General features: G+C 63.9%; 17 protein-coding genes. 13 read left to right on the forward strand and 4 right to left on the reverse strand.

Annotated features, from left to right (window positions below; translation table 11 throughout):
- Positions 1-22: 22 nt before the first annotated feature.
- The 5 genes from AC4D6D_RS09680 to AC4D6D_RS09700 all read left to right on the forward strand — a co-directional run bounded on the left by AC4D6D_RS09680 (position 23) and on the right by AC4D6D_RS09700 (position 7,760).
- A complete protein-coding gene (locus tag AC4D6D_RS09680; protein WP_491325112.1) occupies positions 23-2,293 on the forward strand; it encodes an acyl-CoA dehydrogenase in 2,271 nt (756 codons plus the stop codon).
- Positions 2,290-3,588 carry an acetyl-CoA C-acetyltransferase gene (locus tag AC4D6D_RS09685; RefSeq protein WP_491325113.1) on the forward strand — a complete coding sequence of 433 codons (1,299 nt, stop codon included), beginning with the start codon at positions 2,290-2,292 and terminating at the stop codon, positions 3,586-3,588. Before AC4D6D_RS09680 ends, AC4D6D_RS09685 begins: the two co-directional genes overlap by 4 nt.
- Positions 3,585-5,693 (forward strand): 3-hydroxyacyl-CoA dehydrogenase NAD-binding domain-containing protein, encoded by a 2,109-nt coding sequence (locus AC4D6D_RS09690; RefSeq protein ID WP_491325114.1) that lies wholly within the window; start codon positions 3,585-3,587, stop codon positions 5,691-5,693. Before AC4D6D_RS09685 ends, AC4D6D_RS09690 begins: the two co-directional genes overlap by 4 nt.
- Positions 5,690-7,519: an acetyl-CoA hydrolase/transferase C-terminal domain-containing protein gene (locus AC4D6D_RS09695; protein WP_491325115.1), complete on the forward strand. Its 1,830-nt coding sequence runs from the start codon at positions 5,690-5,692 to the stop codon at positions 7,517-7,519. Before AC4D6D_RS09690 ends, AC4D6D_RS09695 begins: the two co-directional genes overlap by 4 nt.
- A gap of 64 nt (positions 7,520-7,583) precedes the next feature.
- Positions 7,584-7,760 carry a DUF3606 domain-containing protein gene (locus AC4D6D_RS09700; RefSeq protein WP_491325116.1) on the forward strand — a complete coding sequence of 59 codons (177 nt, stop codon included), beginning with the start codon at positions 7,584-7,586 and terminating at the stop codon, positions 7,758-7,760.
- A gap of 4 nt (positions 7,761-7,764) precedes the next feature.
- On the opposite strand, the gene treY is transcribed toward AC4D6D_RS09700, so the two are convergent.
- The 3 genes from treY to glgX are packed head-to-tail and all read right to left on the reverse strand — an operon-like array spanning position 7,765 to position 13,828.
- A complete protein-coding gene (gene treY, locus AC4D6D_RS09705) occupies positions 7,765-9,996 on the reverse strand; it encodes a malto-oligosyltrehalose synthase (protein ID WP_491325117.1) in 2,232 nt (743 codons plus the stop codon).
- Complete coding sequence (gene treZ, locus AC4D6D_RS09710; protein ID WP_491325118.1) at positions 9,993-11,732, reverse strand: malto-oligosyltrehalose trehalohydrolase; 1,740 nt, start codon at positions 11,730-11,732, stop codon at positions 9,993-9,995. The genes treY and treZ overlap by 4 nt, the downstream gene beginning before the upstream one ends.
- The gene (gene glgX / locus AC4D6D_RS09715; RefSeq protein WP_491325119.1) at positions 11,729-13,828 is read right to left on the reverse strand and encodes a glycogen debranching protein GlgX; all 2,100 of its coding nucleotides are present in this window, start codon (positions 13,826-13,828) and stop codon (positions 11,729-11,731) included. The genes treZ and glgX overlap by 4 nt, the downstream gene beginning before the upstream one ends.
- Positions 13,829-14,093: 265 nt before the next feature.
- On the opposite strand from glgX, the gene AC4D6D_RS09720 reads away from it, so the two are divergent.
- The 6 genes from AC4D6D_RS09720 to AC4D6D_RS09745 all read left to right on the forward strand — a co-directional run bounded on the left by AC4D6D_RS09720 (position 14,094) and on the right by AC4D6D_RS09745 (position 19,809).
- Positions 14,094-14,396 carry a hypothetical protein gene (locus AC4D6D_RS09720; RefSeq protein WP_491325120.1) on the forward strand — a complete coding sequence of 101 codons (303 nt, stop codon included), beginning with the start codon at positions 14,094-14,096 and terminating at the stop codon, positions 14,394-14,396.
- Positions 14,397-14,438: 42 nt separating this feature from the next.
- Positions 14,439-14,978: a hypothetical protein gene (locus AC4D6D_RS09725; RefSeq protein ID WP_491325121.1), complete on the forward strand. Its 540-nt coding sequence runs from the start codon at positions 14,439-14,441 to the stop codon at positions 14,976-14,978.
- Positions 14,978-15,463, forward strand: a complete 486-nt coding sequence (locus AC4D6D_RS09730) for a DUF421 domain-containing protein (RefSeq protein ID WP_491325122.1) — start codon at positions 14,978-14,980, stop codon at positions 15,461-15,463. Before AC4D6D_RS09725 ends, AC4D6D_RS09730 begins: the two co-directional genes overlap by 1 nt.
- A gap of 152 nt (positions 15,464-15,615) precedes the next feature.
- On the forward strand, positions 15,616-17,778 hold the full coding sequence (locus tag AC4D6D_RS09735) for a catalase (RefSeq protein WP_491325123.1): 2,163 nt from the start codon (positions 15,616-15,618) through the stop codon (positions 17,776-17,778).
- A gap of 106 nt (positions 17,779-17,884) precedes the next feature.
- Positions 17,885-18,331: a pyridoxamine 5'-phosphate oxidase family protein gene (locus AC4D6D_RS09740; RefSeq protein ID WP_491325124.1), complete on the forward strand. Its 447-nt coding sequence runs from the start codon at positions 17,885-17,887 to the stop codon at positions 18,329-18,331.
- Positions 18,332-18,687: 356 nt separating this feature from the next.
- On the forward strand, positions 18,688-19,809 hold the full coding sequence (locus tag AC4D6D_RS09745) for an MFS transporter (protein WP_491325125.1): 1,122 nt from the start codon (positions 18,688-18,690) through the stop codon (positions 19,807-19,809).
- Positions 19,810-19,926: 117 nt separating this feature from the next.
- On the opposite strand, the gene AC4D6D_RS09750 is transcribed toward AC4D6D_RS09745, so the two are convergent.
- The gene (locus tag AC4D6D_RS09750; RefSeq protein ID WP_491325126.1) at positions 19,927-20,553 is read right to left on the reverse strand and encodes a response regulator; all 627 of its coding nucleotides are present in this window, start codon (positions 20,551-20,553) and stop codon (positions 19,927-19,929) included.
- A 170-nt stretch (positions 20,554-20,723) separates the two neighbouring features.
- Here AC4D6D_RS09750 and AC4D6D_RS09755 point away from each other — a divergent pair, with 170 nt between their 5' ends.
- Together AC4D6D_RS09755 and AC4D6D_RS09760 are read left to right on the forward strand one after the other, a co-directional pair.
- On the forward strand, positions 20,724-21,686 hold the full coding sequence (locus AC4D6D_RS09755) for a helix-turn-helix domain-containing protein (RefSeq protein WP_491325127.1): 963 nt from the start codon (positions 20,724-20,726) through the stop codon (positions 21,684-21,686).
- 150 nt (positions 21,687-21,836) lie between these two features.
- Positions 21,837-24,863, forward strand: coding sequence for a sensor histidine kinase (locus AC4D6D_RS09760; RefSeq protein WP_491325128.1), 3,027 nt, complete (start codon positions 21,837-21,839; stop codon positions 24,861-24,863).
- Positions 24,864-24,866: the final 3 nt, after the last annotated feature.

Here is a 24,866-nt window from a genome sequence, read left to right on the forward strand (position 1 = left end):
GGCTGGAGAAGGAGCCTGAAAAATGTTGCCCGTCGTTGCTGCTGCCACCACTGTCCGCCGTGAGGTCCTGACGCGCCCGGTCCTTTCGATGGTACAATCCGCCCTGCCCGCGCTGTCCGCCACCGAGAACGAGGCAATCGATGCCGGAAACACCTGGTGGGACGCCGCGCTGTTCACCGGCAATCCCGACTGGAAAGCTTTGCTCGCCGTACCTCCCGCGAAGCTGACGGTCGAAGAGGAGGCGTTCATGGCTGGCCCTGTCGACCGCCTCTGCGCGATGATCGACGACTGGCGCATGACCTGGGAAACCCACGACCTGCCGCCAGAGGCCTGGGACTACCTGAAGCGCGAGAAATTCTTCGGCATCATCATTCCGAAAGAGCACGCAGGCCTCGGGTTTTCCAATTTCGCCCATAGCGAGATCGTCCGAAAGATCGCCACCCGCTCGGTTTCCGCAGCCGTGACGGCCATGGTTCCCAATTCGCTTGGGCCGGGCGAGTTGATCCTGCGTTTCGGCACACCAGAGCAGCAAGAATATTGGCTACCGCGCCTGGCCGAAGGGCGCGAGATTCCCGCTTTCGGCCTCACCAGCCCTGAGGCCGGATCGGACGCGGCGGCGATGATCGACGAAGGCGTGATCTGTCGAGGAGACTGGCAAGGTGAAGAGGTGCTCGGCATCCGCCTCAACTGGCACAAGCGCTACATCACGCTTGGCCCCGTCGCGACGATCCTCGGCCTTGCCTTCAAGCTGCGCGACCCCGACCATTTGCTGGGCGGAGAGGACGAGATCGGCATTACCGTCGCGCTGGTCCCTACCGACCTGCCGGGCGTGACGATCGGGCGCCGCCATATCCCCTCGATGCAGACGTTCCAGAACGGCCCTAACGCGGGCAAGGACGTGTTCATCCCGCTCAGCAACGTGATCGGCGGACCGGAGCGTGTGGGCCAGGGCTGGAAGATGCTGATGAGCGCGCTGGCCGCCGGGCGCGGCATCTCGCTGCCCTCGCTCTCGGCGGCGGCGGGCGCTTTCGCCGCGCACACGACCGGCGCCTACGCGCGAATTCGCTCGCAGTTCAACCTGCCGATCGGCAAGTTCGAAGGTATCCAGGAACGCCTCGCGCGGATCGCCGGCAATGCCTACCTGCTCGACGGTGCGCGGCGGCTGACCTGCGCGGGGCTGGACCAGGGCAATCACCCGGCGGTGATATCCTCCATCCTCAAGCTGCACGCGACCGAGCGGATGCGGGTGGTGATCAACGATGCGATGGACGTCCACGGCGGCAAGGCGATCATCGAGGGGCCGCGCAACTACATGGGCAGCCAGTACCGCGCCATTCCGGTCGGCATCACTGTCGAGGGCGCAAATATCCTGACCCGCAGCCTGATGGTCTTCGGTCAGGGCGCGATCCGCGCGCACCCCTATCTGCTCGAAGAGATCCGCGCGGTGGGCGATGCCGACCGCGGACGGGCACTGGCGCAGTTCGACCAGGTGCTGTGGAAGCATGTCGGTCACTCGCTCAAGACCGCGATCCGCGCTTTCGTGCGCAGCTGGAGCGGCGGCGTCTTCGCCCCCGCGCCCCGGGCCGGCAAGGCGACGCGCCATTACCGCCAGATGAGCCGCTATGCCGCCGCCTTCGCCTTCTGCTCGGACATCGCCTTCCTGACACTGGGCGGCGAACTCAAGCGGCGCGAACTGCTCTCGGCGCGGCTGGGAGACGTGCTTTCGGAACTCTACATGCTCTCGGGTGCACTCAAGCGCTGGGAAGACGAAGGGCGACAGGACGACGACCTGCCGCTGCTCGACTGGTGCATGCAGAGCGGTTTCGCGAGCATCGAGCAAAGCTTCGCGCAGATCATCGAGAACTTCCCGGCCCGTCCGGTCGGCTGGATGCTGCGGCTTTTCGTGATGCCCTGGGGACGTCGCCGCCATGGCCCCTCCGACCGCACCGTGCGCCGCTGCGCCGAAATCCTGCTGGAACCCTGCGCCGCGCGCGACCGGCTGATCGAGAACGTCTATATCGGCGGTGAGGACGAAGCTGTCGCCCGCCTGACCGAGGCTTTCCGCAAGACCGTCGCCACCCAGCCGATTCACGACCGCATGAAGCAGGCCCGTATCCGCGAGGCCGACAAGGCGCTGGCGGAGGGACTGATTTCCGCCAGCGAGCGCGAAAGGCTCCGCGAGGCCGACGCCGCGGTTGCCGACGTCATCGCCGTCGACGACTTCGCGCCCGAGGAGCTGGTCCGCCCTTCCCCCGGCCAGTCTGACAAGCTGCTGCACGAGGCCGCCGAATGAGCCGGCCCGTCTATATCGTGGACGGCACGCGCACGCCTTTTCTCAAGGCGCGCGGAGGCCCCGGCCCGTTTACGCCGGTCGACCTGGCGGTGCAGTGCGGACGGCCTCTGCTGCTGCGCCAGCCTTTTGCAGCGGGCGATATCGACCAGGTAATCCTCGGCTGCGTCAATGTCATCGCCGACGAGGCCAACCCGGCGCGCGTCGCCGCGCTGCGGCTCGGCTGCGGGGCAGGGACGACTGCCTTCACCGTGCAGATCAACTGCGGATCCGGCATGCAGGCGATGGACACGGCCTATCGCTACATTGCCGACGGCGGCAGCGACCTGATCCTTGCAGGCGGGGCCGAGGCACTGAGCCACGCGCCGCTGGTGCTGCGGCAGGATGCGGTGGAATGGCTTGCGGCGATGCAGGGCGGCAAGGACGGCCCGCTCGGCAAGCTGAAAGCGGCTGCGCGGTTTCGGCCCGAGTTCCTGAAGCCCATTGTCGGGCTCGAACGCGGGCTGACCGATCCGATCACCGATCTTGGCACGGGCCAGACCGCCGAAGTGCTCGCCCATCTTTTCGATATCTCGCGCGAGCAGGCCGACGCTTACGCGGCGGAAAGCCACAGGCGGCTCGCGCGGGCACAGGCCGAGGGCTGGCTCAAGGGCGAACTCGTACCTGCCTTCGCGCGCGACGGCACGGTCTACGACCACGACGACGGCGTTCGGCCCGACAGCGCGCCGGACAAGCTGGCCAAGCTGCGTCCCGTCTTCGAGCCGCCCTACGGCAAAGTAACGGCAGGCAACAGTTCGCAGATCACCGACGGCGCCTGCTGGACGATCCTGGCATCCGAGGACGCTCTCGGGAAATATGGGCTGACGCCTCGTGCCCGGATCCTCGACAGTCAATGGTCGGCGCTCGACCCTGCGATCATGGGCCTCGGCCCGGTACTGGCATCGACGGAGCTGCTGAAGCGCGGCGGACTGGAACTGGGGGATATCGACCTCTGGGAACTCAACGAGGCCTTTGCCGCGCAAGTTCTCGCCTGCCTGGCCGCCTGGGAGGATGAAGGTTTTTGCCGCAATGTCCTCGGCCTCGACGGCGCGGCGGGCAGCATCGCCCGCGAGCGCATCAATGTCGATGGCGGGGCGATTTCGCTCGGCCATCCGGTCGGCGCCAGCGGTGCGCGCATCGCGCTTCATCTGGTGCAGGCGATGGAGCGCCTCGGCAGCGTGCGCGGCATTGCCACCGAATGTATCGGTGGCGGCCAGGGCGGCGCCATGCTGATCGAACGTATGGGAGCAGGCGCATGACCATGCAGGACCCGGTATGGGCCTATCTGAAGGACCGCGATCTCACCCTCGGCTCTCAGCCGCACAAGTCGGATGCGCTGCGCCACTGGACGCTGACCCGCGACGCCAAAGGCGTCGCCTGGGCCGTGCTCGATAAGCAGGGCGCCAGCGCGAACACCCTGTCGCAGGAGGTGCTGGAGGAATTCGCGCTGATCCTCGACCGCATCGACGAACGCGCGCCCAAGGCGCTCGTCATCCGCTCCGCCAAGCGCGAAGGCTTCCTGGCCGGTGCGGACATTGCCGAGTTTCGCGGCGTGACCGACGAAGCCGCGATCCGCAGCCGCATCGAGGCGGCCCATGCCGTGGTCGACCGGCTCGCGGCACTGGCCCTTCCCACCGTGGCGGTGATGCACGGCTATGCCATGGGCGGCGGGCTGGAGGTCGCGCTCGCTTGCACCCAGCGGATAGCGGTGGAAGACACGCGTTTCGGCTTTCCCGAGGTGCAGATCGGCCTTCATCCGGGCCTCGGCGGCACGGCCCGCTTCACCCATACCTGCGATCCGATCAAGGCGATGGGTTTCATGCTCACCGGCAAGACGATCCACGACCGGCAGGCCAAGGCGATGGGGCTGGTCGATGTCGTGGTGCCCGAGCGCCATGTCCAGGCGACCGTGGATGCGGCCGTGGCAGGCACGCTCCCGCAGGCGCACCAAAGTCTGGTAGACCGGGCCAAGGACAGCGCACCCGCCCGTCGTATCGCCGCCCGCCAGATGCGCGCCGAAGCCGAGCAGCAGGCGCCCTCCGCGCATTACCCCGCGCCTTACGCCCTGATCGACTTGTGGGAGGAACACGGCGGCGACCTCGACGCGATGAAGCGCGCGGAAATCGCCTCCTTCGCGCGGCTGATGTTGACGAACACCGCCCAGAACCTCATTCGCGTGTTCGTCCTGCGCCAGAAGCTCAAGGACCTGGCGGGAGAGGCGGCGCAGCCGATCCGGCACGTCCCACTCCACGTTCACGTCATTGGCGCGGGCGCGATGGGCGGCGATATCGCTGCCTGGTGCGCATGGAAGGGCCTGCGAACCAGCCTTTCCGACGTCAAGCCGGAGCCGATCGGCGGCGCCCTCGCTCGCGCCGCCAAGCTCTACGAAAAGATCGCCCATGGCGACCGCCTGAAGCTGCGCGACGCGCTCGACCGGCTGATCCCGGATCCGGACGGGCTTGGCATCGCGCAGGCCGATCTCGTAATCGAGGCGGCGCCGGAAAAGGCCGATCTCAAGCGCAAGCTCTACGCCGAAATCGAGCCGCGCATGAAGCCGGACGCGATCCTGGCGACGAACACCTCGTCTATCCCGCTGCCCGAACTGCGCGAAGGACTGGCGCGGCCGGAGCGGCTTGTCGGCATCCATTTCTTCAACCCGGTTTCGCGTCTCGATCTGGTCGAAGTGATCGCGCACGACGAACTCGCGCCCGAAGTGGAAGCGGCGGCGCGTGCTTTCGTCGGCCGGATCGGCAAGCTGCCCGCCCCGGCCCGCAGCGCGCCGGGCTTTATCGTCAACCGCATCCTGACGCCTTATCTGGCCGAAGCGCTGATCCTGATGGACGAAGGCCTCGCTCCCGAAACCATCGACCGCGCCGCCACCGATTTCGGCATGCCGATGGGACCGCTGGAACTGGCCGACCAGGTCGGGCTCGACGTGGCGCTGGACGTGGCCGCGATGCTGAAGCGCGAACTGGGCTGGCCGCTGCCGGACGCGCCGCAGTGGCTTTCCGACAAAGTCGCGGCAGGCGACAAGGGGCGCAAGACCGGCAGGGGCATCTACGTCTGGCGCGATGGCAAGCCGGTCAAAGCCAAGGCCGAGCCGCCAGATCCGGAACTGGCCGATCGGCTCATTCTGCCGATGGTCAATACTGCCGTCGCGGTGATGCGTGAAAAGGTCAGCGACGATCCCGACGTGATCGATGCGGCAATGATCTTCGGCACCGGCTTCGCGCCTTTCAGAGGCGGGCCGATCCATTACGCGAGGGAACGCGGGGTCGAGGAAGTCGTTACCACGCTCCGCGCGCTGGAAGATCGGCACGGCGCCCGCTTCGCTCCCGACACAGGATGGGACGTCCTGCGGTGAGCCTTTTCCTGTCCGACCCGCAAGAGGTCGCGCGGCGCATCGTCGAGCATACCGGCGGACGGGTGGTCCTCGGCCTGCCGCTGGGGCTGGGCAAGGCGCCCCATATCGCCAACGCCCTGTTCGAGATGGCCCGCGCCGATCCCGCCATCAGCCTCTCGATCTTCACCGCGCTGACGCTGGAGCCACCACCGCTCGGCAGCGAACTGGAGCGCCGTTTCCTCAAGCCCGTGTTCGAGCGGACCATGGGCGGCTATCCCGAATTCGCCTATGCCGCGGCCCAGCGTACCGGAGACATGCCGTCCAACATCGAAGTCAACGAATTCTTCTTCCAGGCCGGGAGCCGCCTCGACACCGAAGCGGCGCAGCGCAGCTACATCTCGGTCAATTATACCCATGCGATGCGCTGTCTGATCGATCAGGGCGTCAATGTCATTGCCCAGATCGTCGCATGCCGGGGCGACCGCTTCAGCCTGAGCTGCAACACCGACATGACGCTCGATCTGCTGGCGGCGCGCGATGCCGGCAAGGCCGATTTCCTGCTGGTCGGCCAGGTCAACGACGAACTTCCGTTCATGACCGGCCCCGCCGAACTCCCTGCCGACCGTTTCGCCATGATCCTCGACAGCGAGGACACCCGCTTCCCGCTGTTCGGCCCGCCCAAGCAGCCGATCGGCATGGCGCAACATGCGATCGGCATGCACGTCGCCTCGCTGGTCCCCGACGGCGGCTCGTTGCAGATCGGCATCGGCGAGATCGGGGATGCCGTGGCCGATGCCCTTATCCGAAGACATCGCGGCCCGGAGCGCTTTGCTTCCATTCTGGAAGACCTCACGACCGGAACGCGCCTGCCCGCCGAAACGACGCCCTTCGAGCAGGGCCTTTACGCGCCGACAGAGATGCTGGTCGACGGCTTCCTCGAACTGCTGCGCGCGGGAATCCTCAAGCGCGAGGTCGAAGGGGCCTTACTGCACGGCGGTTTCTTCGTCGGCCCGCGCAGTTTCTACGCCGCCCTGCGCGAGATGGACGAGGACACCCGCAGCCGCATTCACATGCGCGGGATTTCCTGGATCAACGCGCTCTACGGAGACGAGCAGGCCAAACGCACCGCCCGCGTGGACGCCCGCTTCGTCAACAGCGCGATGATGGTGTCGCTGCTGGGCGCGACGGTCTCGGACGGGCTGGAGGACGGGCGCGTGGTCAGCGGTGTCGGCGGGCAGTACAATTTCGTCGCCCAGGCGCTGGAACTGGAAGGCGCTCGCTCGATCATCACGCTTCCCGCCACCCGCCTACACAAAGGCGAACTTCGTTCCAACATCGTGTGGTCCTATGGCCACGAGACGATCCCGCGCCATCTGCGCGATATCGTGGTGACCGAATACGGGATCGCGGATTTGCGCGGCATGAGCGACGAACGGGTGATCCAACGCCTCGTCGCCATCGCCGACAGCCGCTTCCAGGACGAACTGATGGATGCCGCGCGCGAGGCAGGCAAGCTCGCGGCGGACTGGATGCCCGACGAGATCCATCGCAACAATTTACCCGATCGGTTGCAATCGACCCTCCCCGGCACCGAATTCACGCCCTATCCGTTCGGCACCGACTTTACTGCCGTGGAGCAGCGCCTTTTGCCTGCACTTCGGTTTTTGTCGGACGTCGCACATCGCCCCACCGCTCTGGCAGGGGTGATGGCGCGCGGAATTGCCGTCACCGATCTTCACGCGGAGGAAACCGAAGCGCTCGAACGCATGAGACTGGCCGAACCCCGCGGCGTCCGCGAACGCAGTTACCGCGTTTTGGTACTGGGGGCGCTGAGAGCGAAAGATTGAATTGGCCGTGTCAGGATCGGAGCATGCGCTCGCGCGTTGGTCTTGCGTGACAAGGAGCATTGTGATGCCGGATAACAAGGCCGGAGCCGTACCGCTGGATTGTTCCAGAATATCGCTTCATGACGAGCGCGAGGTGGCTTACTGGACTGCCCGCCTGCAGCTTGATCGGACCCAGCTCGAAAGTGCGATCCGGGTCGTCGGCCCGGACATCGCAGCGGTCAAGGCATTGCTACGACAATGACCTTTCACTCGAAGACGCTGATCTGCCACTCGTCCGGCGAAGTTCCGTGTGGCAGAGGCATTTCCACCACGACCACCTTGCTTCCGATCGTCCGAACGATGCGCCAGCAATCGGGTTCCTCGATCAGGGCATAATCGCCCCGTGTGAAGAGGTCCGCATAGCCCCGGCGCAGATGAAGGAGCCTACGGGTAAGGTTCCGTTTACGTGCTGAAAGCGAGGAAGGGCTTTCGTCCTGTGTGAGCCTGGCGAAATCGACCGCGCGGCGATTGTCAGGGTCGGTGAGATTCGAGGCCAGCAGTTCGCAGCCCTGATAGATGTCGGGAATTCCTGGTGCCGTCAGTTGGAGCACGACGTGCGCGAGCACGATCTGTTCGCGGAGTCGTTCGAACAGACTCCATTCATCGGCCTCCCCGCCCTCCCCCTTTGCGACAGCGTCCAGCAGTTCGCGGCCGAGATCGGCAAGTCGGCTTTCGGCTTCCTCGTCTGGAGCCTCGTGCTGCGACAAGTCCTTTGCCTCGCGCATCGCTTTCGACAGGTGTGCCGACAGGCGCTCGGAAGCAGCCGGTTCGCCGCGCAGCATCAGCGCCGATTGCAGGGCATAGAGCCCCCAGCGTGGCGGGAGGTCATGGCTCTTTGCGCGTTCCCCGGCCGCGCTCAGCAATCGTGCGGCCAAGCCCGGAAAATGGCTCAGCGCGACGACCGCCGCGCGCGCATCGGCGGAGCGCTTGGTGTCGTGTGTCGAAAGTGTATTCAGGCCAAGCGGCCATTGCGATGACCGTTCCTGCATGACCCTTGAAAATTGCCCGACCGTCATCGTCGTCAAATCCGGCTCCGCACCCACCTCGCAGAAAGGAAGATAGGCGATCATCCGGAAGAACACGGTGTCTTCCTCAGACTTGGCTGTCAGGGCGCCGGTCAATTGTTCGAACCGACCTGCAAAGTCGCGAGCTGTCCCACCCTTTTCAGTGTCGTTTTCGGCACCATGCAGCAAGTCGATCAAGGTGCCCGGCAAACCGGGAGCGCGCAGCGCCTCGAACCGGGGGGCGAGCGGACAGCCGTCCGCTGCATAGGAACGATAGACCGGCCAGTTCACCGCCAGATCTGCGACGGCTTCGGCAACCCCGATAGGTGTTTGGGCCGGAGCTGACATCGCCGCGGAGGCAGCGGCTTCCACGCGCCGCAGTTCGGGGGCAAGCGCGTCGCCGAGCAATTGCCTGCGGACCGCTCGCACTTCCGCCTGCATGTCCGCGGGGACGGCTCCGGCGGCTGCGTCCCGCATAACGGCAAGGCCTGTGCCATTCGTCAGCAGGCGGGTTACCGGGGTCATGAACTCGTAGCCGGTCATCCCTTCGATCGGCCAGGCCTCGGGGATATCCTCGCCCGGCTTGACGATCTTCTCTGCCCAGACCGGCACCGTTCCCACCGCTTCGCGCAGCCGCTGCAGATAGTCGCCGGGGCGTTCCAGCCCATCTATATGGTCCACCCTGAGGCCTTGGACACGCCCGGCGCGGACTTGATCCACGATCCAGCGGTGCGTCAGTTCGAAGACGCGAGGGCCTTCCTGCAGCACGCCGATCAGGCCGGTGATGTTGAAGAAGCGGCGATGGATGATCGCATCCGCCGTCTCGCGCCAATCCCCCACCGACCACCACTGTTCGGAAAGCAGCGCTGTCAGGTTCGACGCGTCGAGCACGCCTTCTTCCACCAGTTGCCGAGCCAGCGGCGTCGGGCGCAGCGGATAGGCCTCGGCATAGATCGCCAGAGCGGGGTCCTGCGCGGTCCCGACCAGGGCGATCTGCCCGCTTTCGAGTACGTCCTCGACCATGCCGTCCAGCACCGGGAAATGCAGTGGCCCCTTTTCCCAGTCGATGTCGAAGACGCGGGCGAACCGGCTGTCCCGGCCATGGCGCAGGATATCGGCGACAAAGGGATTTTCCGGAGTGAACGCCATGTGATTGGGCACGATGTCGAGCACCAGGCCGATCCCCGCCGTCCGCGCCGCATCGCTGAGGGCGATGAAGGCCGCCTCTCCGCCGAGCACGGGATCGACGGCATTGGGATCGATGACGTCGTATCCGTGGGTCGAACCCGAGGCGGCATGGAAGAGCGGCGAAAGATAGAGGTGGCTTGCTCCCAGCTCGCTCAGCCAGGGCAGCAAGTCTCGCGCCTGACCGAGGTCCACACCGTTGCGGAGTTGCAGACGGTAGGTGGCGACGAAAGGAGGGGAACCGGTCATGCGCGGATCTCGGCAAGGAGAGCTATGGAAAAGGCGAAAGGACTTGCCCTTTCGGTGATGACGAGAAGCGGATCGTCGTGGGGTTCGAATTTTCCTTCGCCAAGCCTGGCGCGCAGGGCCAGCCGTGCCTCTCCAAAATCCCAGACAGCATCGATCGCGGCGCCCTCCCGTTCCACCGTGACTTGCGGCGAGGCATTCGCGGCCAGCAGTGGCATGATCTGGGCGCGGCGCAGGGTAAGAAGTTCGCCGATGAAGCGCATGTGCTCCAGTTGCTCCTTGTGCAGCGGACGGCCTATCTTCGAGGCTGCGAACGTCTCGGGCGAGATCGGATCGGGCACTTCGCCGCCGAAGGCTTCGAACTGCGCGAATTCCTCGGCACGGCCCTTGCGCACAGCCTGGGCGAGATCTCCGGTAAAGTCCGCGAAGAACAGGAATGGCGCCTCGGTGAGGAACTCGTCCCCCATGAACAGCATCGGCACGAACGGCGCGAGCAGGGTCAGCGCGGTGACGACACGAAGCGCCGTGCGGTCGGCGACGAGCTGGTGCAAGCGCTCCCCCCGTGCTCGGTTGCCGACCTGGTCGTGGTTGCCGAGGAAGTTCACGAAGACGGTGCGCGCCAAGGCGCCGGAAGGCTCCCCGCGGGGATGCCCCGAGGTCGGGCGGGCCTGCCCCTGCTCGACATAACCGTCGCGCAGGGCCGTCTCGATATCGGCCAGCGGATCGACGGCGAACGGTGCATAGTAGGCCTCGTCCTCGCCGGTGAGCAGGCAGTGCACTGCGTGATGCCAGTCGTCGTTCCAGGTCGCGTCGAACGGCGCGTCGGGGACAAAATAGCGCGCGAGGTTGCGTTCGTCCTCGGTGACGAGGTGGATCGGGCGATCCCATTCCCCGGCTCGCACGCGCGCGCCCAACTCGTCGAGGAAATGGACGGCGGAATGATCCTCGATGGCATGGACCGCATCGAGCCGCAGCCCGTCGAGTCGATACTCGGTCAGCCAGTAAAGCGCGTTCTCGATGAAGTAGTCGCGCACGGCGGGGATTTCGTAGGCGATCCCCTGCCCCCAGGGCGAGCGGCGCCCGGCATGGAAAAACGGGGGACACCAGGCTGCAAGGTAGTTCCCCGAAGCACCGAGGTGGTTGTAGACGACGTCCAGCAGCACGCCCATGCCCAGCGCATGGGCTCTGTCGACGAAACGCCGAAAATCGTCCGGCGCGCCATAGGCGTTATGCGGTGCATAGGGCAGCACGCCGTCGTATCCCCAGCCTCGCCGCCCGTCGAACTGGGCGACCGGCATGAGTTCCACCAGAGTGATACCAGCGTCGCGAAGGCGGGGTAGTTCTTCTTCGGCAGCGGCAAACGTGCCTGCCTCGGTGAAAGTACCGAGATGCAGTTCGTAGACGATCGCTTCGCTCCACGGCAGGCCGCTCCACGCGCTCTGCCATGCGAAGCCGCCGGGGTCGACCAGCAGCGAAGGCCCGTGGACATCGCCCTGCTGCGCGCGAGACGCGGGATCGGGATAAGCGTTTCCATCGAGCAGGAAGCTATAGGCTTCACCCGGCGAGGCCGCGGCTTCGACGCGCCACCAGCCGCCCGGCTCACCTGTCAGCGCGGTGGGGCCGCCGGCGAGCACTACCGAAACTGCCTTCGCCTCTGGCGCCCAGAGGCTGAAGCGCCAGCGCCCGCCATGCAGCGGCTCAGCACCCCACGACTTGGCAAAATGGGACAGGCCGCTCATTCCGGCGCAAAGACGCTGACGCTGGCGGCAGGAACGATCGCCGTGCCGTTCTCCACCGCCTCGGGCGCAAAGGCGTCCCCGCGCGCGGTATCAAGCACCCGATGCCACTGCGCGATACCTTTATGCTCCGGCAGGGTGAAGGTGACTTCGTCTCCGGCATTGAGCACGATGAACAACGGCCGCTCGCCCTCGACGAAAGCCTCCTGCGCGGAATAACCGAGAAAGAAGCCCAGGACGCGCAGTTCGGCCTGACCCCATAGCTCAGCGTCCATCACGCGGCCGTCCGGCTGATGCCAGGCGATCTCGATGCGGCCGTCCTCGCGCGGCTCACCGCTCAGGAAATTGTCCTGCGAGAGCACCGGATGGTCGCGTCGGAATCCGATCATGCGTGTGCAGAAGTCCAGCAGATCGTCGTCCTTGGCCGCCCAGTCGATCCAGGCAGTCTCGTTGTCCTGGCAATAGACGTTGTTGTTGCCCTTCTGGCTGTTGCCCAGTTCGTCGCCGGCCAGGATCATCGGTACGCCCTGGCTGAGCAGCAGTGTTGCCAGCATTGCGCGGCGACGGCGCGCGCGAGCCTCGACGATACCCGGATCCTCGGTCGGGCCTTCGGCTCCCATGTCGTCGGAGAGATTGTTGTCGTGCCCGTCGCTCCCCCCCTCGCCGTTCGCCTCGTTGTGGCGGTCGTTGTAGGAGACCGTGTCGAGCAAGGTGAAACCGTCATGTGCGGCAAGGAAATTGACCGAGGACGTCGCCCCGCGATCGGAATGGTTGAATTGTTCCGGCGAGCCGATCAGGTGGTTGGCCATATCGCCGACCAGCGCCGGATCGCCGCGCCAGAAGCCGCGTGCGGTGTCGCGGAACTTGTCGTTCCATTCCCGGAACGGATAGGGAAAACCGCCAACCTGATAGCCGCCGCTGCCCACGTCCCACGGCTCGGCGATCAGCTTTACGCCGGAGAGGATCGGGTCCTGTCGGATCGCATCGAAGAACCCGCCCTCCCGGTCGAAGCCCATGGCCTCACGGCCTAGCGTCGAGGCCAGATCGAAGCGAAACCCGTCGACATGCATGGCCTGCACCCAGTAGCGCAAGGAATCGAGGACCATGCGAATGACCATCGGGTGCGCAACGCTGAGCGTATTGCCGGTGCCGGTCTGGTCGAAACTGTAGCGCGGGTTTTCGGGCGAGAGGGCATAGTAGCTGGCGTTGTCGAGGCCTCTGAAGCACAGCGTCGGCCCACGTTCGGAGCCTTCGGCTGTGTGGTTGTAGACCACGTCCATGATGACCTCGATGCCCGCCAGGTGGAAGCGCTTCACCATGTCCTTGAACTGGCGAATAGCGGGCGCTTTCCCACGGATCGGACCGAGATAGCGCGGCTCGGGCGCGAAATAGCCGAGCGTCTGGTAGCCCCAGTAATTGGACAGGCCCTTGTCCAGCAACATGCGATCGTCGAGGAAGAACTGGCAGGGGAGCAGTTCGATCGCGGAAACGCCCAACTTCAGCAGATGATCGAGGATCGGCGGGCTGACCATGCCCGCGTAAGTTCCGCGCAGTTCCTCGGGAACGTCCGGGTGGCTCATCGTCAGCCCGCGCACATGGGCTTCGTAGACCAGAGTCTCCCCCCAGGGGCGACGGATGGAATTGTCTCCCTCCCAGTCGAAAGCCGGGTCCTGCACCACACCCTTGACCATGAACGACGCGGAATCGCGCCCGTCGAAAGTGAGGTCGTCCCCGGTCGAAAGATCGTACCCCCAGAGCGCATCGTCCCATTGCAGGGCGCCGGCGATTTCGCGGGCGTAAGGGTCGAGCAGCAGCTTGTTGGGATTGAAGCGGTGGCCCTGCTCCGGCTCGTAGCGACCGTGGGCGCGATAGCCGTAGAGCTGGCCGGGCTTCGCACCCGGCACGTACCCCGAAAAGATCGATCCTTCACGGCTCGGCATTTCCAGCCGCGCCAGTTCTTCCGTACCGTCGGGCGAGAACAGGCACAGTTCCATGGCTTCGGCATTTTCGGAAAAGATCGCGAAATGGGTTCCGTCCCCGGTAAACTCGGCGCCCAGTTCATGCTGCTGCCGCTCTGGCTTGGCAAAGGCGAAAGTCATGGATTTACCCCGCGATCGCTGTGCAAGAAAAACTTCCGGAACGGCGCGGCGCGTGTCGAAGATTTCATAAGCCCCCTGCGTCGGTGATGGGTCCGGCGAAACAATTCGCGATGCCCCTCCCGGTTCCTTCGCCGCGTGCAACTTCGATCGTTTCGCCACCTTTCCGTAGAGCGGAGTTCAACGGGAACAGCGTTGGACAAAGTCGATTTCCGGAGTGGAGCTTTGCGAATTTCAAGGCTGCATGGCGTGAATGCCAAAATCTCCAATGGCGGATCGTTCTCGGGAGATGATCGAAGTGAGAGACATCCTGCAATACTACGGCGCAGGTGCCGCCGTTCTGGCCTCGCTGCTGGTCTCGCTGAACCTCGGCAGGATTTGGACCGGGACGGCAATGGCGATCTTCGTCTCCAGTTCGCTCGCCCTGATCGCCTGGGGGTTTCTGAATCCGGACAGTGAGGGGATCGGCTGGCAAAACGTGATCTTGCTGATCATCAATGCCATCGGCGTATGGCGGTATCTCATCGTCGGTCGGAAAAAGCCGAACATTTCCCCAATAGGCAAAGGCTGATGACCCGGAACATGCCGCCCGTTCACGGGTTCAGGGGCTACCATGGAACGTTCCCGCCCAAGACAGCCCGACCGGCCGTTCGGCATCGAGGCGAAGCATGGTAATCCCGGCCGCCTGGCAATGTGGCGGACCCCCTTGGCCATATTCGTAATTGCGGGACTGATCGCGGCGGCTTTCGCAGGATGGCTGGGCGGCGGGCCAGATGCGGAGCGCAGGATCGTCACCCCCCGCGCAACGATCGAGCTGCGCCATGCCGCGATATTACGCAGCGGCAACTGGTTCGAAACACAAGTTCGCTTTGTACCCGTGACAGACGTCGAGGATCTCGTGATCGCGATCGACACGCCGCTCTGGCGCGCCATGAGTATCGATACCCTGGTGCCGGATGCCGAGAGCGCCAAATCGCTCGATGACCGGTTCGCCTACCATTTCGGCAAAGTGCGCGCCGGACATCCCTTCACCCTCAAGTTCGATGGACAGATACAGCCGCGCGCCTTTCGGCAATTGCGCGGCGCAATGCGGATCGCCGACGGCGAAAATGAAATTGCCACGATCCCCATGACACTGACGGTCCTGCCCTGATGGAAATCGTCATCCGTGCCTCGGTCATGTTCGGTGTGATGTACGTCCTGCTGCGGCTCATGGGAAAGCGGGAACTCGGGCAAATGGCCCCGTTCGAACTGGTGTCGCTGATTGTCATGGGGGACCTGATCCAGCAGGGCGTCACCCATCAGGATTTCTCTCTTACCGGCGCAACGCTTGCCATCGTGACGTTCGCGGGCTGGAGCTTGCTGCTGGGGCTGGTCGGCCATCACTCGATCCGCGCGCGGCGTCTGCTGCAGAGCGCTCCGGTCGTCCTTGTCAGGCACGGCCAGTTGCTCGATCGTAATCTGGAATCGGAGCGGATCGACCGCGACGAACTGGCGACCGAAATGCGGCTGGCGGGCATTTCCCGTCTCGATCAGGTTGCCTGGGCGATCCTGGAGCCGGAAGGCAAGATCAGTTTTATCCGTGCCGATGAGGCGGGTCTCGATCCCCGTGCCGGAGAACCCGAAAACGGCGCTTGATCGAAGCGAGGCCAGTATCGGCTACCGGGTTCCCGGCTCAGCCCAAACCGCTTTCGTCCGGGCGCAGGGCCGATCGCTGGCGTTGGGATGCAGGAACCCTAGCTCGCCAAGCCGGTTGAAAACGGCAAGCAAGACTTCCCCGAGGAGCTTCCATGGCAACCCGCGACACGTCCCCAAATCCCGCCGCATCCCCTGCCACGTCCCAGACGCTCGGCAATCATCAACCCGGCTCGGGAAAACCGCAGCATGACGATCACGTCGGCAATGGCGGAGAAACCCATCAGGACCTGAAACCCGCGCGTGCCGCGCCGGAGGATTATCTCACCGATAATTTCGGCCACCGCATTTCGGATAACCAGAACAGCCTCAAAGCTGGCGAGCGTGGGCCAACGCTTCTGGAAGACTTCGTCCTGCGCGAAAAGATTTTCCACTTCGATCACGAGCGCATTCCCGAACGCATCGTTCATGCGCGCGGCTCGGGCGCTCACGGCGTCTTCGAATGCACCAAGGCCATTCCGGAACTGACCAAGGCATCGATATTTCAGAAGAAAGGGGAGAACTGCCCGGTCTTCGTGCGCTTCTCGACGGTCGCAGGGGGCGCCGGATCCGTCGATACGCCGCGCGACGTGCGCGGATTTGCGGTCAAGTTCTATACCGATGCAGGCAACTGGGACCTGGTTGGAAACAACATCCCGGTCTTCTTCATCCAGGACGCGATGAAATTCCCCGACCTCGTCCATTCGGTGAAGATGGAGGCCGATCGCGGCTATCCCCAGGCGGCCTCGGCACACGATACGTTCTGGGACTTCGTGTCCCTGATGCCCGAGACGATGCACATGATCATGTGGGCCATGTCGGACCGGGCCATTCCCCGTTCCCTTCGCATGATGCAGGGGTTCGGCGTCCATACCTTCCGCTTCGTCAACGCATCCGGCGAGGGTAAGTTCGTCAAGTTCCACTGGAAGCCGGTTCTCGGACTGGAATCGCTGGTCTGGGACGAAGCCGTGAAGATCGCGGGTGCCGATCCGGACTTCCACCGCCGCGACTTGTTCGAGGCGATCGCCTCGGGCAATTTCCCGGCCTGGGATCTCGGCGTGCAGGTTTTCGACGAGGAATGGGCCGCGCAGCAGCCGTACGATGTGCTCGACGCTACCAAGCTCATCCCGGAAGAGGACATTCCGGTCGAGATCGTCGGCCGTTTGACGCTCAACCGCAACGTCGATAATTTCTTCGCCGAGACCGAGCAGGTCGCTTTCCTGCCCAGCAACATCATACCGGGAATCGACTTCACCAACGACCCGCTCATGCAGGGCCGGCTGTTCTCCTATCTCGATACCCAGAAGTCGCGGCTTGGCACGACGAACTTCCACCAGATCCCGATCAATGCGCCCAAATGTCCGTTCCACAACTTCCAGCGGGACGGCATGATGCAGACTTTGGTCCCCACCGGCCGCGCCAATTACGAACCGAACAGCCTTGCCGAGGCAGGCGAGAACGGCGGCCCACGCGCCGATCCGCAGAGCGGCTTTTCGACGTTTACGGAAAATGCCGAGCGCAATGAGCCCGAGAACAAGCTGCGCATCCGCGCGGAGCTGTTCGCCGACCATTACAGTCAGGCGAGGCTCTTTTACTGCTCGCAGACCGAAAGCGAACAGGCGCATATCGCCTCCGCCATCGTGTTCGAACTTTCGAAAGTCGCTCTTGCTCACGTTCGCGAGCGGGTGATCTCCCGCCTGCGCAACGTCGACGAGACGCTGGCGGAGAGGGTTGCGGATGGGCTGGCTCTCACATTGCCGAAGAAGGCCCCCGCCGCGCGGGAGCCGGTCGAGATGGCGCCTTCCGACGCCCTGTCGATCCAGAAGAATGCTCTCGATACGCTGGACGGAAGAAAGATCGCCATTCTCTTCGACGAGGGATCGGACAAGGCTGCCATCGACAAGCTCAAGAGTGAAATCGAAACGGCTGGCGGTACTGCCTTCCTGGTGGCTCCGAAAGTCGGCGGAATGAAGCTGAAGGGCGGCACGCTGGAGGCGGACGGGCAACTCGCGGGTTCGCCGTCCGTCCTTTTCGACGCGATCGCTTCGATCCTCATGCCTGAGGCGGCGGAGAAACTGGCCATGCAAGGGGCTGCGGTTCAATGGTTCATGGATGCCTATGGTCACTGCAAGACCATCGCACACTGTCGCGGCACCCAGGTCATTCTCGATAAGGCGGGTGTAGAGAAGGACGAGGGCATCGTGCCGATCGACGCGTTCCAGAAGGTCGGAGCCAGCCGACACTGGGCGCGTGAACCCAAGATCCGAGATCTGGCCTGAACCGTGCGATCCGAGGGCCTTGTCGAGGCATTTTCCCCTCAGCGTTCGCGCATCGAATACACGCGTCGTGCGTTGTCTGAAGTATAACCGGAAGAGGATAATCCCGATGACATGGTCCCTTGCAGAGCTTTCCGGCAAGATGAAAGACATCGACTTCGCAATGCTCGCGACCCATACGCAAGGCGGAGCAATCGCAGCGCGGCCGATGAGCAACAACCGCGAAGTCGATTATGACGGCACCGCCTGGTTCTTCACCGAAGAAAGCGCGCTGATGGTCGCCGACATCGCGGCCGACCCCCAGGTCACTTTGTCCTATCAGGGCAAGTCCGGGCTACTCGGTCAGAGACCCTTCTTCCTCGCCGTCGAAGGCCATGCCAGGCTTGTTCGCGACAAATCTGCGTTTGCCCGGCACTGGACAGACGGCCTCGATCGCTGGTGGCCGGAAGGTCCTGAGACGCCGGGCATCGTGCTGATCGAAGTCGCGGGCGAACGGGCGCACTATTGGGACGGAGAGGAAGAAGGCGAACTCGTTCTGGGTCGTAGTTCATCATGACCACGCTCATCGCGACTACCGCCCACTGCCTGCTCGCTCAGCCGTGAAGCGCCGTGGCCCGGCTGATCGCCATGGATTTCAACTGCCAGACCTGCCTACGGACGCCACCTCGGACTAAGGCCTCCGGATCATCGAAGCTCATCATCACGCTTTCCGTCAGGCCGACATAACCGATCGTATATCTACGCCTGAACCTGATGCTTCCCCATACTTGCCGTTCAATCACGCCCCGCCCCGGAACGCATTAAGGACCGGCATCAGGGCATTGTCGCAGAGGCAAGACCATGAGCAAGGTATCCGCACTCCCATCCGAGGCGCCCGCTTCGACACAAATCGGTTCAGGACTGATGTTTGCCATGGCGGTCTCGTCCGGACTGGCCGTGGCGAACATCTATTACAATCAGCCCATGCTCGGCGTAATCGAGCGCGAGCTTCCTGGCGGGCTGACAGGACTGGTGCCCACTGCAACCCAGCTCGGCTATGCCGTCGGCCTGTTCGCCCTGGTGCCGTTGGGCGATCTGGTCGAGCGACGCCGCCTGATCGTCGCGCAATTCGCCGTTCTGGCGATAGCCCTCGTCGGTGCCGCGTTGGCGCCATCGGCTGTCATGTTGCTGATTGCCTCGTTGATCCTCGGCGTCGCATCGACGGTCGCCCAACAGATCGTGCCTTTCGCTGCCCACCTAGCCGCGCCCGAGCGGCGCGGTGCCGTGGTCGGCACCGTCATGTCGGGTGTACTCTGCGGTATCCTGCTGAGCCGTACCCTGTCCGGTTTCGTCGCAGCGCATGAAGGCTGGCGCGCGATGTTCTGGCTCGGCGTACCGCTGGCTTTGGGAGCGGGCGGGCTGATGGCCGTGGCCCTGCCCCGCAGCGTTCCCGAAGGACGCAGTACCTATGCGTGCCTGCTCGTTTCGCTCGTTCACCTTTGGCGGGAGTTCCGCGAGCTGCGCCTCGCGGCCTATACGCAGGCTCTGCTGTTCGGTGCCTTCACTGCCTTCTGGACGATTCTTGCCCTGCGCCTGGAACAGCCCCCCTTCGGCCTCGGTTCCGAAGTGGCCGGTCTGTTCGGTGTAGTCGGCGCGGTCGGTATCCTTGCCGCCCCGATCGCTGGCAGGATCGCCGACCGTCGCGGCCCGCACATGGCGATCCTGGGCGGCACCATGCTGACGGTCCTTTCCTGGGCGATCTTCGGATTTTGGGGATCGATCGCGGGACTGGTGATCGGCTGTATCCTGCTCGACTTCGCGGTTCAGAGCGTGCTCGTCTCCAATCAGCATATCGTCTACGCGCTACGCCCCGAGGCCCGCGCCCGACTCAACACGATCTTCATGGGGGCGATGTTCCTGGGCGGCGGCGCCGGAGCGGCCGCAGCGACCGTCGCCTGGAACTCCGGTGGCTGGACCGCGGTTGCGACTCTGGGCATTTCCCTTGCCGCCATCGCCACGCTCGTTCAGCTGCGCGCGGTCCTGCATCGACGCTGAGATCACCAGCCTTGCCCTGCGCGGCATGAACCGCCCTGCTCCGTCCGCTGTTGCAGTCTGCCGAGGTGGTGGATCGATCGGCCGATGTAACCGGTCAGGCAGCGGCTATGTCGCCGGTCAGAGGTCGATCATTCCCCGCCGGAGAGCGATCGTCACGGCATGGGTGCGGTCCACGGCATCCAGCTTGCTCAGAATAATCTTCATGTAGCCTTTCACCGTTTCCTCGGAGATTTCGAGGCTGGAGGCGATCCGCTTGTTGGAATTTCCGGCAGCGGCAAGCGTCAGGACGCTGCGTTCCCGGTCGGTCAGTTGCTGGTTGCCCTGGTGCCGGGCGATCTGGGAGATGATTTCCGCGCTGAGAAATTCCCGGCCCCCGTGAACCGACTGGATCGCCTCGATCAGTTCGTCATGCAGATTGCTCTTGAGAATGTAGCCCAGCGCCCCGGCCCGCAACGCGCGCAAGGCCTGGGCGTCGCCCGAGTAAGTCGTGAGCACCAGGATCTTGGCCTGCGGAAACTCCTGCCTGATCTGCTCGATCGCTTCGATGCCGTCCACGTTGGGCATTTGCAGATCGAGCAGAATGAGGTCCGGCAGGAGCGTGCGATAGAGCTCGACGGCCTGGGCGCCATCTTCGGCCTCGCCGACGACAAGCACATCAGCGACCATCGAGAGCACCGCCCGCACACCGCGCCGGATGAGGGGATGATCGTCCGCAACGACAATGCGGATCTTGTCCTCTCGCATCAAATCCCGTTCGCCTCCTTGCATTCACTTTCGGATACCGCTGGACTTGTGCGGAGACAATCCACACGGCTCCCCCCAATATTGGGGGGAGGACGCGGGTATTCTGCTCATGGATAATTTAGGGCATATCCGCGCCGTCTCGTCGCAACGCCAAGGACTCCGGATCGACCATGGACAGGCAAACCGATACAGGCAGCAATCGTTCGCAGACGTTCCTGCGCGTGAAGGATGCCTCCAGCATCAGTTTCAAGGGACCGGGAGGCTTTCCGATCGGTGTCGCACGCTTGCGTTCCGGATGCGGGGTAGGAATGAGCGATCCCCATCTCACTGAAGACGCCTTCATGATCAATGTTCAGATGGCCGATTATGAAGGGGAAATCTTTCTGAACGGCCATAAGTTGGCGTTTCGGCGGCAACCGTCCGGGCATAGCGCTTTCTTCGATTATCGTAAGACCTGGCAAGCGAATCTACGGTCGGCATTCGCTTGCGTGAACTTCCACGTAGATCGCCGGGCTTTCGGCATCGCGCTCATGAACGAGCGGCCGATCGAGGTCGGCAACCTCGATGGGATCCCCGGTGAACCCATAGAAGATCGACAGCTCCACCGACTGGCGCACGCGATCTGGCCGATCTTCGACAATCCGAACGAGCCCAATCGCCTGTTCCTGGAACATCTCGGCTGGGCGCTCTGCTCTCATGTCGCGCAGCGCTATGGAATAAAGGAGCGAACCTCGCGGCAGTCACGCAGCGGTCTTGCCGTCTGGCAGGAGCGTAGAGCGAGGGAACTTATCGAGGCATCGCTCGACGGGGATGTCTCGGTTGAAGTCCTGGCGGAAGAATGCGGCCTTTCCCTTGCCCATTTCGCCCGTTCCTTCAAGAAATCCGTGGGAATGCCCCCGCATCAGTGGCTGCTCAGCCGCAGGGTTGCGAAAGCGAAGGACATGCTTCGGGACGACAGCATTTCCGTCTCGCATATTGCCGTCGGATGCGGATTTGCGGACCAGAGTCATATGAGCCGGGTTTTCCGGAAGTTTACCGGCATGCCGCCCAAGGCCTGGCGTCAACTTTACATCGGAGACACGAAGAGCGACGAGATGCCGACGATCCACGAGTTGCATCCTCCGGAACTTTGACGCCGGGCTTATGAGCAGGCATGTAGCAAGAAAGAGGCCCTGATATCGGGATCGGGCGCGGCCGCAGGGTCTAGTGGGATTTCGTGTGTGAACCTTGCGGCAGGCTCCCGCTTGCAGGCGGTCATTGCCTGTCTTGCCCTCGGCACTTTTGTGGGAGGGACTACCCTTGCCCAAAACCCTGCCGAGGGTCCAGCCAAACATGCCGGTCTCCGCGATGAAGTCACTCTGGGGCGTTTCCATCAGGACTTCTGGAGTACGGAAGAAGGCGCGCCCTCGCTCATCAATGCCATAACGCAGACGCCGGACGGCCTTCTGTGGCTGGGGGCGGAAGATGGCCTCTGGCGGTTCGACGGCATGTCCTTCGAGCATCTGACTGGTCCCGACATCAAGGGGACCAGTCCTTTCGGGGTTTCTTCGCTGTTCGTCAGCCGCAAAGGAGAGTTGTGGATCGGCTTTGCGCAGAGCGCAGGCGTTTCCCGCTATGTCGGCGGCCGTGTAGAGGATATGAAGCTATCCCGGCCGCCGCTGATCGTAACCAACATCCTGGAGGGCCCGGACGGCGCGATCTACGCGGAATGGGGCGGACTATCGGGGCGCCTATGGCGTTGGAAGGATCGCAAATGGCAGCAGGTCGAGGATCTGCTCGGCCTGCCGCCCGGTTTCACGCTCGGCCTGGTCGCGACGCGCGACGGTTCGATCCTCGCACCGGTTCTGGATTTCGAGCAACGCAAGTCGCGAATAGCCCGCCTGGCGCCCGGCAGTAGCAGGTTCAGGGTTCTCGAAGGCTCTTACCAGTTCGCGCGGCTCAACGTCGATCGCAGCGGCCAGCTCTGGGTCTCCGACCGCGATTGGCTACGAAGCTACGGCATTGCCGGATCAGGCCTCAAGCCGCTTGGACCGGTATACCCTCTCCCAAAGAGCATCGGAATGCGCTTCTTGTCGTTCGACGATCACGGAGGAGTATGGAACGGCTCCTGGAGTTCGTCCGTTTCGAGCCGTCTGAATCTCGCTCAGGCACGGTCCGGCGGCGCGATCGAAACATACCGCTGGCCCGGCACGGCAGAGACGGACGGCGTGAGAGCCAATTACACCGATGCACAGGGCACGGTATGGTTTGCCGAAAGTCGGGGCCTGCTTCGGTTCCGATTGGCCGACATTTCGATGGAGCCGACAGTGGCCGGCGACAATGTCGGCGGCGTTCAACTTGTCAGCTCGAAGGATGGAAGCGTCTACGCGGCTTCGCACGGTAAACTTTACCGGTTGCAGCACGGAGCGCCGGCCCGGCATGTGCTCGATCTTGCCGAGGATCCGATCTTCTGTTCGGGCAAGGCAGGCGAGATCGTGCTTGCCCAGCGTCGCAAGGTCTATTCGCTCTCCGCGAAGGGCCGCCTCAGATACCTTATGCCGGCTCCCATGGCGCCAAGCGCCTGCGCGCTCGATGCTGCCGGAAATATCTGGCTCAGAGGCTACGATGGAAGCACCTGGCGATACGCAGGGGGGAAGCTGCGCGAACTTCCCGATCTGGAAGCCCGAAACAAAGGCGGCTTGCTTGGGATTTCGGCGAATGCCCGCGGCGAAGTGGCCGTTCCACTCGATGACGAGACGGTCGTCGTGTTCTCTGGAAACCGCAAGCTGATCTACCGCCTTCCCTCGCTCGAAGGCGCGCAGATCAACGGCGTTTCTCCGGGACTTGGCGGCTTCGTGGCCTTTACGGCGGCCGGTCTGATCCGGCTTGCACAGGGCCATGCAGTGCGGCTCGATCCTCTTTCCGCGCCCTGGACGCGGCGGGTGACGACGCTGGTCGAGACACCCGAAGGGGAAGTGTGGTTCAGCAGTTTCGACGGCTTGTCCAGAGTGCGCTCGTCCGACCTGCAAGCAGCGTTCGGGAATTCCGACAGACTGCTGCCGCGTCGTCTCTTCGATGGGCGCGACGGTCTTGCCGGAACTTCGCAGCGTCTCGGGCCGGTCGGGCAGAAGAGCGCGCTGGACGGCGACGGCCGGATCTGGGTCGTGCGCACGGCCGGTCTGGCGAGCGTAGACCCTCGCTCGATCGCCGGGAATCGTGCCCCGCCGAATGTGGTTTTCCGCCTTCTGACCACGGACGGCGAGACTTTCCGGGACCCGCGATCGGTCACGCTCGCAGCCGGTACGCGCTCGGTCCGTCTTGCTTTTTCGGCGACGGGAACCCTGCGCCCGGACCTTGTCCGCATCCGTTATCGCCTGGAGAATGTGGATACCGATTGGATCGATGCGGGCCAGCGAAGGACGGCTGGATACGCGAATCTCGGACCCGGCAAATACCGTTTCGTCGTTACCGCGACCGGCGATGGCGGCGGTACCGCCACCCGCTCGCTTTCCTTCGAGATCCGGCCGACTTTCCTGGAAAGCTGGTATTTCAAGCTGCTGTGTGGGGCGGCATTCTTCGCACTGCTGTATCTGGGATACCGGTTGCGCATCGCCGCCGTCAGCAAAAGCATCGGTTCCCGCCTGGCCGAACGTCACGACGAGCGTGAACGGATCGCCCGCGAACTCCATGACACGCTTCTCCAGTCGGTACAGGCCCTGCTTCTGGACTTCCGTCTCGCAGCGGCATCGCTCCGTTCCGGCGGCGCCGGTTCCGATCGCCTCGACGGTGTGATCGAACATGCCGAAGCTGTCATCGCCGAAGGACGCGACCGCGTGTACAACTTGCGCGCGCATAGGGAAACCGACACGCTCGAAGGGTGCTTGCGGATCATTGCCGGCCAAACCGGCCTGACCGGCAACGTCGAGTTGAACATCGTCAGCTATGGCGTGGCTAGGTCCCTGAGCCCTGCCGTTTCCGAGGAAATCGCGAGGATCGCCACGGAAGCCCTTTTCAACATTTCGCGTCATGCCAAAGCCAGCCGCGTCGATATCCTCGTCAACTATCTCCAGACCACGCTCACGATCTCGTTCATCGACAATGGCGTGGGGATCGACCATGCGGTGATCCAGGCGGGTCGCAAGCCCGGCCACTTCGGCCTGATCGGCATGCAGGAGCGCGCGAAAAAGCTCAAAGGCCAGATGCTTCTCGATCGCGGCCCGTATGGCGGCACGGAAGTCACCCTCGTCATTCCCGCAGCTTCCGCGTTTCAGGACGCGACCGGACCGCTATCGCGTCTTTGGCAGACCGTCAGGAGCCTGCTGCGATCCTGACGG

It is taken from the genome of Novosphingobium sp. BF6 (genome assembly GCF_058273105.1).